The sequence below is a fragment of the Kitasatospora sp. NPDC005748 genome (assembly GCF_040630735.1).
Classification (GTDB): Bacteria; Actinomycetota; Actinomycetes; order Streptomycetales; family Streptomycetaceae; genus Kitasatospora.
The window spans coordinates 121178-135342 of record NZ_JBEXYD010000002.1 but is presented as its reverse complement, the minus strand read 5'-3'; the positions used below and the strand labels follow the sequence as shown (position 1 = coordinate 135342).

The window sequence follows — 14165 nt, the reverse complement described above, 5'->3', positions numbered from 1 at the left end:
TCTCAGTTTTGGTCTCATTCATCGGGGTTCAACGCCATTCAACCGGCGCTGTGTCACCCGATCCGCCGCAGGTCAGGACCCATACGGACGCCGCCGGACAGCCCCGCACAGAATTGGAAAGCGTGTTAGGGCAACCCCTCACGAGTTCGAATCTCGTATCCTCCGCCGGCAGAAGGCCCGGACCGCTCAGCGGTCCGGGCCTTCGTCGTTCATCGTGTCCTCTGCGAGGGGGGACGACGGGCCCCGACCGCTGTGCGGTCGGGGCCCTCGTCATGTCGCGGTTACCGTCGTCCACCGGTGGACCGGCCCGGGAATTGACCCATGGAATGGGTGGTGGAGTGCACCATATGAGCGGTCTCTGGGGGTCCTAGATTCATGGGTGTGAGCAGCACGAGGCGCCCGGAGGTGTGGGTGGCGGCCGTGCTGTCGTTCTTCCGGCTCCCTACTCGAAAGCAGGCTTCGCCATGCCTTCGTCCAGCCCCGCGTCCACGTCCGCGCGTCTCGGTCTCACGCTGGCGCTGCTCGCGTTCGCCCAGCTGATCATCTCGATTGACTACAACATCGTGTACGTCGCCCTGCCGGACATCGGCTCCTCGCTCGGCTTCTCGCCGCAGAGCCTGCAGTGGGTGGTCAGCGGATACGCCGTCGCGTTCGGCGGGTTCCTGCTGCTCGGCGGGCGGGCTAGCGACCTGTTCGGGCCGCGCCGGATGTTCGCGCTCGGGCTCGCACTGTACGCCGGGGCATCCCTGCTCGGCGGGCTCGCGACCGGGCCCGGCCTGCTCGTCGCCGCGCGGGCGGTCCAGGGGGCCGGGGGCGCGTTCCTCTTCCCCGCCACGCTCACCCTGGTGTCCACGGGCTTCGCCGAAGGCAGGGACCGCAACCGGGCGTTCGCCGTCTGGGGCACCGCCGGCGGCAGCGGGATGATCCTCGGGTCGCTGCTCGGGGGCGTCCTGACGGAGTCGTTCGGCTGGGCCTCGGTGTTCTTCGTCAACGTCCCGCTGGCGGGCGCCGCCGCGCTGCTGGCCTTCGTGCTGATCGCTCCCGACCTGCCCCGCGCCGCCGGCCGCTCGTTCGACCTGGCCGGTGCGGCCACCTCGACCGTCGGCAGTACCGCCCTGGTCTTCGCGCTCGTCCAGGGCCCGGAGGCCGGCTGGACCTCCGCGGTCGTGCTGACCGCCACGGCGGTGGGCGCCGCCCTGCTCGCGGCCTTCGTCGCGATCGAGCGCCGCAGCGCCGATCCGCTGCTGCCGCTGCGCCTGTTCGGCAACCGGAACCTCGCGACCGGCACCCTGGTGACCTTCCTCTACATGGCGACCTTCGGCGCCCTGCTGTACTTCCTCACCGTGTACTTCCAGAGCGTGCACGGCTACGACGCGCTGAGCACCGGCCTCGCCTTCCTCGTCCCGATGGCCGCCATCGCCGTGGGGTCGCAGACCGCCGGGCGGCTGGCGACCCGGTTCGGCATCCGTCCCGTCCTCGTCGCGGCCCTGCTCCTCGGCGGTGGGGGTGCCGTGCTCGTCGGGGCCACCATGTCCACCGACGGCTCGTACGGGACACTCGTCCCCGGGCTGGTCGTTCTGGGCCTCGGCCAGGGTGCCGGGTACACCCTGATGTTCGGCGCCGCCGCGCTCGGGGTCCCGGCGCGGGAGCAGGGCATCGCCTCGGGTGTCGCCTCCACGAGCCAGCAGGTCGGCGGAGCGGTCGGCCTCGCGCTCCTGGTGGCCGTCGCCAACTCCCCCGTCGCCGAGGGACTTTCGGGCGACGCACTGCGCGCCGCCAGCGCCGACGGGCTGCGTACCGCGGTGTACCTGGCCGCGGCCGGGATCGCGCTCACCGCGCTCGTGGCGCTGCGGCTGGAGAAGCCGGCGACGGCACCGAAGGCAACCGGGGCTACCGGGGCAACGGCCACCGACCCGGCCCCCGTCGTGCACGTCTGACACCTCTGACACCTCTGACACGTCTGACGGACGCCCCGGTACGAGTTCGCGCGGTGCCGCCCTTCCGGGGGCGGCACCGCGTGTTTCCGCCCTCGGGCCCGACAAGCCGGGCACGCCGGGCACGCCGGGCGCCGCAGTGGCCCGGATCACAGGCCCGCTTGCCGGGTGGGCGAAATGGAGGGACCCGCGAAGTGGTTGACACCTGAACATCGCACCCGCCGTCCGATCACGAGGGAACCCCATGACCAGCACCGCGTCCTCCGCCTCCCGTGCGGCCGAGCTGCTCGCGCGGCCCGTCGAGCTGAACGGGCTGACCGTCCCTAACCGCATCGTGATGGCGCCGATGACGCGCCAGTTCTCGCCGGGCGGCGTGCCCGGCGAGGACGTACGGGCGTACTACGCCCGGCGGGCCGCCGCCGGGGTGGGGCTGATCCTCACCGAGGGGACGTACATCGGCCACGAGTCGGCCGGGCAGAGCGACCGGGTGCCGCGGTTCCACGGGGAGGAGCAGCTGGCGGGGTGGGCCGAGGTCGCCGCGGCCGTGCACGCGGCGGGCGGCACGATCATGCCGCAGCTGTGGCACATCGGCATGGTGCGCAAGCAGGGCGAGCCGCCGTTCGCCGACGCCCCCGCCATAGGCCCCTCCGGCCTGCGGATCGACGGTACCGAGGGCACCGGCAGGGCGATGACCAGGAGCGACCTGGACGATGTCATCGGCGCCTTCGCCGAGGCCGCCGCGGCCGCCGAGCGGATCGGCTTCGACGGTATCGAGCTGCACGGCGCCCACGGCTACCTGCTCGACCAGTTCCTCTGGGCGGGGACGAACCGGCGGACGGACGCCTACGGCGGCGACCCGGTCGCCCGGACGAAGTTCGCGGCCGAGATCGTGGCCGCCGTCCGGGAGGTGGTGTCGCCGGAGTTCCCGGTGGTCTTCCGCTACTCGCAGTGGAAGCAGGAGGCCTACGAGGCCAGGCTCGCGGAGAGCCCGGAGGAGCTGGCGGACATCCTGACCCCGCTCGCCGAGGCCGGCGTCGACGTCTTCCACGCCTCCACCCGCCGCTACTGGCTGCCGGAGTTCGAGGGCTCGGACCTGAACCTGGCGGGCTGGACCAGGAAGCTCACTGGGCGGCCCGCGATCACCGTCGGCTCGGTCGGCCTCGACGGCGACGTCATCCGCAGCTTCGCGGGCGAGGGTGCCACCGTGCAAGGCATCGACAACCTCCTCGACCGGCTGGAGCGCGACGAGTTCGACCTGGTCGCCGTCGGCCGGGCGCTGCTCCAGGACCCGCAGTGGGCGGCGAAGGTCCTCGCCGGCCGCTTCGACGAGCTGAAGCCGTACGACGCGTCGGCCCTGGCGACGCTGAGCTGACGTCCAGTCATGTCCCATGCCCGCCGCCTGCGCCACAGCGGGCGGCGGGCACGGCCGTGGCGGCCACCGCCCTCACGCGGCGCGGGCGGTGCGGCGGTAACTGCCGGGCGGCTGACCGTACTCGCGCTTGAAGGCCTTGGCGAAGGCGTACTCGGAGCCGTAGCCGGTCCGGGCGGCGACGGTGGTCAGCGGGGCCTCGGACTCGCGCAGCAGGGTCGCCGCGGTGGTCAGGCGCCAGCGTGTCAGATAAGCCATCGGCGGTTCGCCGACGAGCGTGCTGAAGCGGCGGGCGAAGGCCGCGCGCGAGAGTCCGGCCCGGCCGGCCAGCGACTCGACGGTCCACGGCGCCGCGGGGGCCTCGTGGATGGCGGTCAGCGCCGGGGCGACGGCGGAGTCGCCGAGCGCGGCGGCCCAGCCGGCGGCCGCCGCGGGGGGCTGGTCCTCGAACCAGGCGCGCAGGATGTAGAGGAGCAGCGAGTCGATCAGGGCGGGGACGATCCCGGCCGAACCGATCCGCGGCTTCTCCAGTTCGGTGCCGAGGAGTTGGACCGCCGCGCTGAGCTCGGGGTGGCGGCCGTGCCGGGTGGGCAGGTGGATGACCGCCGGCAGCTGGCGGACCAGCGGGTGCGGACGCCCCTGGTCGAGGTGGTAGTTGCCGCACAGCAGACTGGTGCGGGGGCCGTCGCCGCCCAGGGTGACCATGCCGATCGGTGAACCCGGCCGGTACTGGTCGGGCCGCTCGGTCTCGGCCGGGGTGGCGGGGTGGTCGGCGAGGATGTGGCCGCGGCCGTCGCGCAGGAAGACCACGTCGCCGGGGCTGAGCGCGATCGGCTCCGCGTCGGGCGCGTCCTCCAGCGGGACCAGCCAGCACGTCCCGTACAGCACCACGTGGAACCCGGCCCCGGCGACCGGGGGGAGGCGCAGGCCCCAGGGGGCACGGCCCTCGGTGCGTACGGACGTGGGCTGCCCCGTCCGCATCGAGCTCAGCGCCTCGGTCAGGATGTCCAACGCCTTCCCCCCGCTTCTCCGTTCGTCCGACGTGTCCGGCCCATCCGGCCCATCCCGAATATCCGGCACGTCCGGCCCTCCACTGTAGGACCGCGCTCAGGCGACGGTGAGGACGACCTTGCCCTGCACCCGGCCGGACCCGACCAGCTCGTGGGCCTTGGCGGCCTCGTCGAGCGGAAAGGTCTCGCTGACGTGCGGGCGGACGCGGCCCGCGTCGACGAGTGCGGCGATGGCCTCCAGCGAGGCGTAGTCGGGCTCGACCGAGATGCCCGCGAAGTGCCGGCCGGCAGCCTCGATCCGGGCGGCGAGCTCCTGGTTCCAGTGCTCCATGATGCTGACCAGGGTGCCGCCGGGGCGCAGGACGGCCAGGGCGCGGTCGCCCTCGGAGGAGGAGTCGAAGACGACGTCGACGTCGCGGACCGCCTCGGTGTAGTCGGTGGTCCGGTAGTCGATCACCTCGTCGGCGCCCAGGCCGCGAACGAACGCGTGCTTGGCCTCGCTCGCCAGGGCGACCACATGGGCTCCCCGGGCCTTGGCGATCTGCACGGCGAAGTGGCCGACGCCGCCGGCCGCGCGGTGGATCAGCACCCGCTGACCTTCGGTCACCCCGGCCGCGTCCACCAGGCCCTGCCAGGCGGTCAGGGCGGCGAGCGGGAGGGCGGCGGCGTGCACGTGGTCGATCGTGGCGGGCTTGCGGGCCACCTGACGCGAGGGGACGGCGATGTACTCGGCGTACCCGGTGGCGGCGCGGGGGAAGAACGGCATGCCGTACACCTCGTCGCCCGCCTTGAACCGGGCGCCCGGGCCGGCCTCCTCGACGACGCCCGAGATGTCCCAGCCGACACCGAACGGCGGCTCGCCCAGCAGCGGGTAGGCCCCCGACCGGACGGCCACGTCGACCGGGTTGACCCCGCTCGCGTGGACCCGGACGAGGACCTCGCCGCCGAGCGGGGTGGGGCGGTCGATCTCGACGGTCTCCAGGACCTCGGGGCCGCCGAAGGACTGCTGGGTGACTGCGCGCATGGGAGGACTGCCTTCCTGGCTCGCCCGGCCCTCGTGCGGACCGGTTCTCGTTGTCCCCAACCCTAGGAAGGTCCGACGAGCCGATGAATATCCTTCAGTCTTCGGAAGATGTCCCAGCGTCTCGCGCGGCGGGCGCTCCGCTCCACGGCGCCCGGACCAGCCCGCGACGGGTGAAACCAAGGCAATTGACCTAGCATCATGCCCCTGGAATGCACTGCTCCACCGGTCTTCCGAATCGCTAGATTCATGGTCATGATGAACGCCGCCGCAGCCGCGCCGACCACCACGCCCGCCGCCGCCCCCGACACCCCCGGCACCCCCGCCGCCGCCCGGTCTCCCCGGATCAACTTCGCCAAGGCCGCCCCGGCCGCCTTCAAGGCCCTGATCGGCTTCGACGCCGCCGCCCGCGAGGGCCTCGACCCGGCGCTCGTCGAGCTGGCCCAGATCCGCGCCTCGCAGCTCAACGGCTGCGCGTACTGCCTGCACCTGCACACCTCGGACGCCCGCAAGGCCGGCGAGACCGAGGAGCGGCTGCACCTGGTCGCCGTGTGGCGGGACGCCGCGCACTTCTTCACCGCGCAGGAGCAGGCCGCCCTCGCGCTGACCGAGGCCGTCACGCTGATCGGCCAGGCCGGCCTGCCCGACGACGTCTACGCCCGGGCCGCCGCGCAGTTCACCGAGGAGGAGCTGGCCCGGCTGCTGGCCCTGGTCCTCACCATCAACACCTGGAACCGGATCGCGCTCAGCACCGCCAAGGTCCCCGGTACCGACGAGCGGGCGGCGCACTGACCGCCCCGTCGCGGCGAGCCGCCGTCGACCCGAGGGCCCGGCCCCACCCCCGTCGGGGCCGGGCCCTCGGCCGCACCCGGTCCGGTGACCGGGCGGAACGGGCGGCACCTGGCTCAGAGGTGCCCGAGGACGGAGCGGACGGCCTGCTCGACGGCCGCGCGCGACTCGTCCGTCGGGTCGACGGTGTCGAACCCGTGGTGACCGTGCGGGACGTCGATCACCTGGAGGTCCGTGTCCCGTGCCTCGGCGGCGGCCACGAACTCCTCGACCGTCGCGGCGATCTCCGTGACCTCCAGGCCCACCCGCGTCAGGACGACGGGCAGCCGCCCGGCCCCGGCCAGCGCGTCCACCGGGCGGAACCGGCTGTCCACGCCCTGCCAGCCGGGCAGCGGCGCGAGGATCGGGTAGGTCACGGCGAGGCAGCGCAGCCAGGACGGGGGCGCGGAGAGCCAGTCCGCCGAGAGCGGGCCGCCGCCGGAGAAGAACCAGAGGGCGATGCGGTCGCCGTCGACGCGCGGGTCGGCGCGGAGCAGTTCGACGGCCTCGGCGACGTCCGCCGCGGCGAGCGGGTAGTCGGCGAGCGAGTGCAGGCGGTGGTCCAGGGTCGCGCCGATCACGCCCTGGCTCGCCGCGTACCGGCCATAGCCGACGTAGGTCGTCCAGTCCCGTGGGGTGGGCCGCACGGTCTCGGGGACGGGGCCGCCGTGGACGAACAGCACCGCCGGACGCGGCGCGGCGGCCGTGTCGGTCGCACCGGCCGCACTGGCCAGGTCGGCGCCGGCCGCACCGGCGCCGTTCGGGTCCGCCGGCAGGTAGAGGTCGACCCGGCCGATCCGCTCGCGGGTCTGCTCGGGCACGTCCAGCACGAACGGGCGCAGGTAGCCCGGCAGTTCCTGGGCGGGCGCCGCCGCCAGCCGGTGCCCCTCGCCGGCCGCGGCGCCGAGCAGGAGCTCGGCCAGCTCGTCCGGACGGGAGAGCATCGGCCAGTGGCCGGTGTCCAGGTCGAAGAAGCTCACCCGGGAGTCGGCGAGGGCCTTGAACTGCGGCATGCCCAGCGTCATCAGGCCCTCCAGCTTGGCGATGCTCATCCCGCTCTCCGTGCAGAAGATGCCGGAGGTCGGCACGGTGGCGAGGGCCCCCGAGAGCCTGAGCGGCTGGGTGAAGGTGGCGCTCGGCTGCGGCGAGGCGAGACCGGTCAGCCGGGCCAGCGCCTCCTCCGAGAGCCCGGCGGTGCTGCCCCAGCGCTGCCACCCGTCGGCGGCCGGCGGGTCGATCCACCCGGTCCCGCCGTCCCGGTCCGCCGGGTCGAGCAGCTGCCGGCGGACCTCCTCGTCCGGGACCAGCTGAACGGCGGCGTCACCGTCCTGGGGCAGGCCGGCGTCCAGGTAGACGATCCGGGCGATCCGCTCCGGGCGCCGGTCGGCCGCGCCCAGCACGGGGTGGATGCCGTAGTCGTGGCCGACGATCACCAGCTCCGTCGCCGCCACCCCGTCGATCAGCCGCACCACGTCCTCGATGTGCGTCTCCAGCCCGGTGTCCGGACCGGCCTCCTCGCGGCGCTCCCCCAGCCCGGTGAGCGTCGCCGGGTACACCTCGGCCCCGGACTCCTCCAGCCTGGCGGCCACCTCCCGCCACACCTCTCCACCGGTGAAGGGCCCCGACACCAGCACGAACGCCGTCATGATCGTCTCCTTGCGCGGATCGTCCCCGCAGGCGGCCCGCCGGCCGCCTGCGCACACCGGTACGGTAGGAACTCCCCCTGAGGGAGGTTCAAGCCTTGCTGTCGTCAGACGTCATGTGGAGCATCGGCGAACTCGCCGAGCAGGCGAGCGTCACGGTCAAGACCGTCCGGTACTACTCGGACCGCGGCCTGCTGCCCGAAGCCGGCCGCAGCTCCGGCGGCCACCGCCGGTACGGCCCGGAGGCGCTCGACCGGCTCCGGCTGATCCGCTCCCTGCGCGCGCTCGACCTGCCCGTCCCGGAGGTCGGCCGGGCCCTGGAGGACGAGTCGGCACTGGAGGGCGCCGTCGCCCGGCAGTTGCGCGAGCTCGGGTCCCAGCTGGCCGCCCTGCGCTGGCGCGAGGCCGCCCTCCAGCTGCTCCAGGACTGCACCCCCGCCGAGCGCGCCGACCGGCTGCGTCTGATCGGCGCGGTGACCAGTCCGCCCGACACCACCGTGCTGGCCCGCTTCTGGCGCCGGGTGCTGCCCCCGCGGCTGCCCGCCCCGCTGCTCACGGCGGTCGTCGACGCGGCCGTCCCGCAGCTCCCCGACGATCCGACCCCGGCCCAGGTGCTGACCTTCGCCCGGCTGCACGCGCTCACCGCCCCCGGCCGGCTCAGCATCGACGTCTGCCGGCCCGACCTCCGCGAGCCCGACGAGGACTACCGGCCGGCGGTGCTCTACCAGGGCCTCGGTACGGCGTACGAGCTGGCGGCGGCGGAGATGGCGGACGGGGCGGGGCGGCCCGGCGAGGCGCTGGACTGCTTCGTCGCCGCGCACGCCGATTCGCGCGGGCTGCGCGACACCCCGGAGTTCCGCCGCCGGCTCGGGTACGTCCTCGACCAGACCGCCGACCCGGTGATCCTCCGCTACTGGCAGCTCGCCGCGGAACTCGCCACCCCGGTCGGCGGCCCGCCCGCCGTCACGGCCGGCTCCGCCCACGAATGGCTCCGCACCGGGCTGGGCACCACCGCGCTGGGCACCACCGCCCTGGGCACCACCGCGCCGGGCACCACCGCCCTGGGCACCACCGCGCTGGGCACCATCGCGCCGGGCACCACCGCGCCGGGCGCCTCCATCCCGGACGTCCGACGCCCCGAAGCCGCATGAGCGCCCGCCGCCCTCGCAGCCCCCGCTTCCGGCGCGGCCCTCAGGGCCGAGGCCCTCACCCCATCGTCTTCGCCCCGTCCAGCGACTCCCGGATGATGTCCGCGTGCCCGGCGTGCTGCGCGGTCTCCGCGATGATGTGCAGCAGCACCCGGCGCACCGACCAGCCGGCGCCCGGCTCGAACCACGGCGCCTCCGGCAGCGGGTGGACGAGGTCCAGATCGGGCAGCGTCGAGACCAGCTCGTCCGTCTGGCGCGCCACCCGCTCGTACGCGGCGAGCAGGCCCGCCAGCGTCTCGCCGTCCGTCATCCGGAACTGGCCCTCCCAGTCGATCGAGCCCCGTTCCATCGCCTCCGCACCGCCGACCGCGAACCGCGACCAGCGTTCCTCGACGCCCATGACGTGCTTGATCAGACCGCCCAGGCACAGCTCGCTCGCCGTGGTACGCCGGGCGGCCTGCTCGTCGTCGAGGTCACGCACGGTGTAGCGGAGGAAGCCGCGGTGCTTGTCCAGCGTCTGGAGCAGGTCGGCACGCTCGCCGCCCGCCGGTGCGCCGGCAGCCATCAGGCGTCCGCCATGGTCGGCATGGGCCCGGAGGTCGTGCCCAGGTCGATGACGCCGAAGGCCGCGCCCTGCGGGTCACCGACGGCGGCGAACCGGCCGAACGGGCTGTCCATCGGCCCGAAGAATAGCTGTCCGCCGTGCTCGGTCACCTTGGCGATGGCGGCGTCGCAGTCGTCCACCGAGAAGTAGACGCTCACGTACGAGGGCGCCTCGGGCGGCATGTCGTCCGGTCCGACCTTCATCCGGCCGAGCGCGGGCCGGTCGGCGACCTGGAAGATCTTGTAGTCGACCTGGTCGGTGTCCATCCGCTTGGTGCTGTAGGGGAAGACCGCGGGAAAGAAGGCGTCGGCCTTGCCCGGCTCACGCGTGAGCACCTCGGCCCAGGTGTACGAACCCGGCTCGTTCTGCTTCTCGAAGCCCTCGTGGCTACCGGCCTGCCAGACGCCGAAGGTGACGCCGCCCGGGTCCTTGGCGATCGCCATCGAACCGAAGTCGCCGACCTGCATCGGCCCCATCAGCACCTCGCCGCCCGCGGCGCGGATCTTCTCGACGGTCGCGGCGGTGTCCGGCGAGGCGAGGTACAGGCACCAGGCCGACGGCACGTCGTCCCCGGGCATCGGCGGGACGACGGCGGCCACCGCCTTGCCGTCCGAGTACGCCGTCGTGTAGTTGCCGAACTCCGACGCGCTCTCGCCGAAGGTCCAGCCCAGCACCGCCCCGTAGAAGGCCTTGGCGCCGTCCAGATCCTTGAACATGGCGTCGGCCCAACAGGGGGTGCCCTCAGGTAGCACGGTCATGATCCTGCCCTCCATGTAACGGTATGCCCCGATTCGTCACAGTAGCCAGTCCCCCGTCGGACCGCGCCCCGAGTACCCGCACCGCGCCGCCCGTACCGCGCCGCCCGCGCCCTCCGCACCCGCCCTTCCCGGCCCCTGCCCTTCCCGGCATCCCCGGCCTCCCCGGCCGGACACGGCGACGGCCCGCCGGAGCACCCCGGCGGGCCGTCGCGAGGCCCGGTCACCGCTACACGTCGGCCGCACCCGCCGGGAGGGTCACCGGAAGGGCCGCCGCGAAGGCGAACCGCGACGCCGCCGTCCCCAGTCCGGGCGCGCCGAACGGGAGCGCGCCCCCGGCACCGACCGGGACGCCCTCCGGCACGGCCGTGGCCGGGGCACCCACGCCGTCGGCCGGCACCTCCGCCGCCGGCACCCCGTCCGCCTTCGGCACCTCATCGGCCGCCGGCCCGGCCGGGAGCTCGGCCGCCCTGCCGTCCGCCCCCGACCCGCGCCCGAAGTGCCGCCGAAGGTCCGCCTCGCCGTACCGGTGGCAGTCCCGGTGCCAGACGTGGATGCCCGCGAGCCAGTTCTCCAGCTCCTTGACGTACCCGTCCAGCAGCTCCCGGGCCTCCGGCTCCAGCCCGAAGTCGTCGTACAGCACCGGGAACTCGTTCTGCGCCACGTGCGCGAACTGCCGCAACCGCGAGTGCATCAGGTCGTCGACGATGCCGACGGCCGAGGGGTAGTCGCAGTTGAAGAAGTTCTGCACCACCAGGACGGCGTTGTGCACCTCGCCCTCGTACTCGACCTCCTTCTGGTACGAGAAGAGGTCGTTCATCATGCACGCGTAGTCGGCGGCCGCGCTCTCCAGCGAGCGCATCGGCCCGCTCTCGTAGATCTCCGGCGGGACGGCCTGGCCGTGCGCCAGCCGGCACAGGCTCATGGTGAGGTCGGAGCCGAAGGTCTTCCGGCGCATCTCGATGTAGTCCACCGGGTCGGGGATCCGGTGCTGCGCCTGGTTGTTGAGCTCCCAGACCCAGCTCAGGGTCATGTCCTCGATCGCGGCGCGGAACTTCCGCCGGGCGTCCGGCGTCATCGGGGCGCTGGTCCGCTCCCAGAGGTCGGCCAGGCCCCGCTCCAGGGCGTTGACCGGCACCGGCGCCGGGCTGTCGTCGACGGGCATGAACGTCGAGAAGCGCTCGGTGAGCAGCTTGGCGCCGACCAGGTCGCGGGTCCGCCCGTAGACCACCGGGTAGTAGTCGTCGCCGTAGGTCCCCCACGTCAACCACGCCGAGGTGAGGTCGAGTTGCTCGGGGGTGGCGTCCGGGTGGATGCCGGCCGAGCAGAGCGGGAAGTCGTAGTCGGCGAGCTTCTCGGCCGTCCAGATGCCCGAGCCCGGTACGCCCGGCTGCGCCTCCAGCATGCCCATCCGGGCGGCCCACGCCACGGTGTTGAGCCGGGAGGCGTCCAGGTGCGGGCTGAGTTCGACGGTGTACGGGAGCCTGAACTCCGGCAGCCTGGAGGCCCCGACCCGCTGGAACGGCACATGGCCGTGCGAGCGCGCCCGCCGCACCGCCGGGTCGACGCCACCGGGCGAGCCGGGCGTCCCGTTCAGCGTGTTCACCCCACTCAGCGAGCCCAACTCACCCGAGCCGCCGGGAAGTCCGCGCCCCGACCCGGCCCGCAGCACGTCCAGCGCCGACGTCCCGATCCCGCCGATCGCGTACTGGTCCCACCAACGGGCCGGCGCGGCGGCCGCGCCGCCGCCGTTCATGTACCGGCTGGACCGCATGTGCCACTCGTGGCCGCCCGACTGCCAGTCCTGCAGGCCCTTGACGTACGCCATCACCCGCGCGACGCCCGCCGGGTCCAGCCCGGTCTCGGTGAACAGCCAGGGCAGCTCGGTGAACACGGTGTTCTCGAACTGCTGGAGCCGCGAGGTGAGCAGGTCGTTGACGGCGTCCGCGGCCTCCTGCGTCGTGCAGCCCAGGAAGGTCTCCAGCACGAGGATGCCGTTGCTCAGCTCGCCCTCGTCCTCGACCTCCCGCTGGTAGGAGAAGATGTCGTTGCGCAGGTGGACGCCGTCCGAGAAGGCGTCCATCAGCACCCGAAGCGGTCGCGAACCCGAAACCTCCTTCGGCACTTCGGCGTTGGCGGCGTACTCGATCAGACCGGCCGACCAGGGCGCGCCGCCGACCTTGCGGCGCATCTCGATGTACTCGACCGGGTTGGCGATCCGACCGGCGTTGATGTTGGCGAGTTCCCAGAGCGACTCGTTGAGCAGGTTCCGGGTGCTCTCGGCGAACCGGATCCGCCAGTCCTCCCCCATCGAGGGCACCGTGCGCCGCCACAGATCGGCCAGGCCCGCCTCGACCGGGTTGGTGGGCTCGGGCACCGGGGTCGCCGGGTCGGCCGGCATGAACAGCGGCAGCCGGTCCAGATAGGCCTTGCCGCCCGCGCGGTCGTTGCTGCGCTTGAAGGTCTCCAGGAAGTGGTCGTCGAAGAAGAAGACCCACACGTACCAGTCGGTGACCAGCGACAACGCCTCGGCGGAGGCGTCCGGGTGGGTGTACGCGCAGAGCAGGCCGTAGTCGTGCGCCTCCAGATCGGCCTGGTCCCAGATGCCCGACCCCTCCAGCATCCCCATCTCCCGGGCCCACGCGGTGGAGTGGGCCCGGGCGCCTTCGAGATGGGGGTTCAGGCGCGCCGGGTGCGGCACGTAGAAGGAGGGCAGTTCGAACGGCTGAGTCACCGGGCGAGCCTTTCTGGACGCGTCGAGGAGGCCGACCGGCCCGGCGGAGCGGAGCCGGTCGGTCCGCTGCCCCACGACCCGGTCGGCTCAGCATTACCCCTCGCCGACGATCTCCACCGGACAACCGCAACAGTCGTATGAGATAACCCACTTCCCCCGAACACCCGCCCGATAGAACGCCCGCTTCTCGTTCACCTGTGCGGACGGAACAACCCGGCTTCCACCCTCGGGGGCGATCCGTCCTGCGGAAAAGGATGTTGGCGGCGGGTCACCGATCCGGACGGATTACCCGGGCCATTCCGACCGCTCGACGATACGCCAACGAACTACCCAGGCGGGCCAAGGGCGGCCAACTCAAGCAATCCGTTCCGACGGGCGTGTTGACCCGCTCCCCTCATCCCCCGTCCACCAGACTGGGCGACGATCCGAGTCTCCACGATCCGAGGAGGGCCTGCCCATGAACGTCACCGTCCGGCTCGCGCAGCAGCCCGAGGCCGACGACCTGCTCGGGCGCAGCGCGCTCGCCGCGCTCGTCGGGATGCTTCTCGACCAGCAGGTGCCCATGGAGTGGGCGTTCACCGGCCCGCTCACCATCGCGCAGCGTCTGGGCCGGGACGACCTGGACGCGCACGAGATCGCCGTCCACAACCCCGAGGCGTTCGTCGCCCTGCTCTCCGAGAAGCCGGCCGTGCACCGCTACCCGGCCGCGATGGCCAAGCGGGTGCAGCAGCTCTGCCAGTTCGTGGTGGCGCAGTACGACGGCGACGCGGCGGCGCTCTGGCGCGATGTCGCGACCGGCCGGGAGCTGCTCAGCCGCCTCAACGCCCTGCCCGGCTTCGGGAAGCAGAAGTCGCAGATCTTCCTCGCGCTGCTCGGCAAGCAGTACGGCGTGCGGCCCGAGGGCTGGCGCGAGGCGGCGGGCCTGTACGGCGAGGAGGGGGCCTACCGGTCGGTCGCGGACATCACCGGCCCGGAGTCGCTGGAAAAGGTGCGCGCCCACAAGCAGGAGGTGAAGCGCGCCGCCAAGGAGGCCAAGACCGCCAAGGTCTGATGACCAATCACTCCGGCTGCCCGGCACTCCCGAGGAGTGCCGGGCAGCGGCGCGTGGCGCCCGCCCCG

General features: G+C 73.2%; 11 protein-coding genes. 5 read left to right on the top strand and 6 right to left on the bottom strand.

The window, feature by feature from the left end; translation table 11 throughout:
* Positions 1-464: 464 nt before the first annotated feature.
* Together ABZ495_RS02030 and ABZ495_RS02025 are read left to right on the top strand one after the other, a co-directional pair.
* Positions 465-1937: an MFS transporter gene (locus ABZ495_RS02030; RefSeq protein WP_359833974.1), complete on the top strand. Its 1473-nt coding sequence runs from the start codon at positions 465-467 to the stop codon at positions 1935-1937.
* Between the two features lie 241 nt (positions 1938-2178).
* Positions 2179-3306, top strand: a complete 1128-nt coding sequence (locus ABZ495_RS02025; protein ID WP_359833972.1) for an NADH:flavin oxidoreductase — start codon at positions 2179-2181, stop codon at positions 3304-3306.
* Between the two features lie 72 nt (positions 3307-3378).
* Here the strand turns inward: ABZ495_RS02025 and ABZ495_RS02020 are convergent, their stop codons facing one another.
* The gene (locus ABZ495_RS02020; RefSeq protein ID WP_359833970.1) at positions 3379-4314 is read right to left on the bottom strand and encodes an AraC family transcriptional regulator; all 936 of its coding nucleotides are present in this window, start codon (positions 4312-4314) and stop codon (positions 3379-3381) included.
* Between the two features lie 96 nt (positions 4315-4410).
* Positions 4411-5337 (bottom strand): NADP-dependent oxidoreductase, encoded by a 927-nt coding sequence (locus ABZ495_RS02015; RefSeq protein WP_359833969.1) that lies wholly within the window; start codon positions 5335-5337, stop codon positions 4411-4413.
* A 252-nt stretch (positions 5338-5589) separates the two neighbouring features.
* Between ABZ495_RS02015 and ABZ495_RS02010 the strand changes: the two genes are divergently transcribed.
* The gene (locus ABZ495_RS02010; protein WP_359833967.1) at positions 5590-6126 is read left to right on the top strand and encodes a carboxymuconolactone decarboxylase family protein; all 537 of its coding nucleotides are present in this window, start codon (positions 5590-5592) and stop codon (positions 6124-6126) included.
* 113 nt (positions 6127-6239) lie between these two features.
* On the opposite strand, the gene ABZ495_RS02005 is transcribed toward ABZ495_RS02010, so the two are convergent.
* Complete coding sequence (locus tag ABZ495_RS02005) at positions 6240-7808, bottom strand: alpha/beta hydrolase (RefSeq protein ID WP_359833965.1); 1569 nt, start codon at positions 7806-7808, stop codon at positions 6240-6242.
* 113 nt (positions 7809-7921) lie between these two features.
* Between ABZ495_RS02005 and ABZ495_RS02000 the strand changes: the two genes are divergently transcribed.
* Entirely contained in the window at positions 7922-8956 is a 1035-nt protein-coding gene (locus tag ABZ495_RS02000; protein WP_359834192.1) for a MerR family transcriptional regulator, read from the top strand.
* A 55-nt stretch (positions 8957-9011) separates the two neighbouring features.
* Here the strand turns inward: ABZ495_RS02000 and ABZ495_RS01995 are convergent, their stop codons facing one another.
* From ABZ495_RS01995 to ABZ495_RS01985, 3 genes are all read right to left on the bottom strand, one after another.
* The gene (locus ABZ495_RS01995) at positions 9012-9518 is read right to left on the bottom strand and encodes a DinB family protein (protein ID WP_359804091.1); all 507 of its coding nucleotides are present in this window, start codon (positions 9516-9518) and stop codon (positions 9012-9014) included.
* Positions 9518-10315, bottom strand: coding sequence for a VOC family protein (locus ABZ495_RS01990; RefSeq protein WP_359804090.1), 798 nt, complete (start codon positions 10313-10315; stop codon positions 9518-9520). Before ABZ495_RS01990 ends, ABZ495_RS01995 begins: the two co-directional genes overlap by 1 nt.
* Before the next feature lie 226 nt (positions 10316-10541).
* Positions 10542-13046 (bottom strand): terpene synthase family protein, encoded by a 2505-nt coding sequence (locus ABZ495_RS01985; RefSeq protein WP_359833963.1) that lies wholly within the window; start codon positions 13044-13046, stop codon positions 10542-10544.
* A gap of 457 nt (positions 13047-13503) precedes the next feature.
* Between ABZ495_RS01985 and ABZ495_RS01980 the strand changes: the two genes are divergently transcribed.
* Entirely contained in the window at positions 13504-14097 is a 594-nt protein-coding gene (locus ABZ495_RS01980) for an HhH-GPD-type base excision DNA repair protein (protein WP_329488629.1), read from the top strand.
* Positions 14098-14165 lie beyond the last annotated feature (68 nt).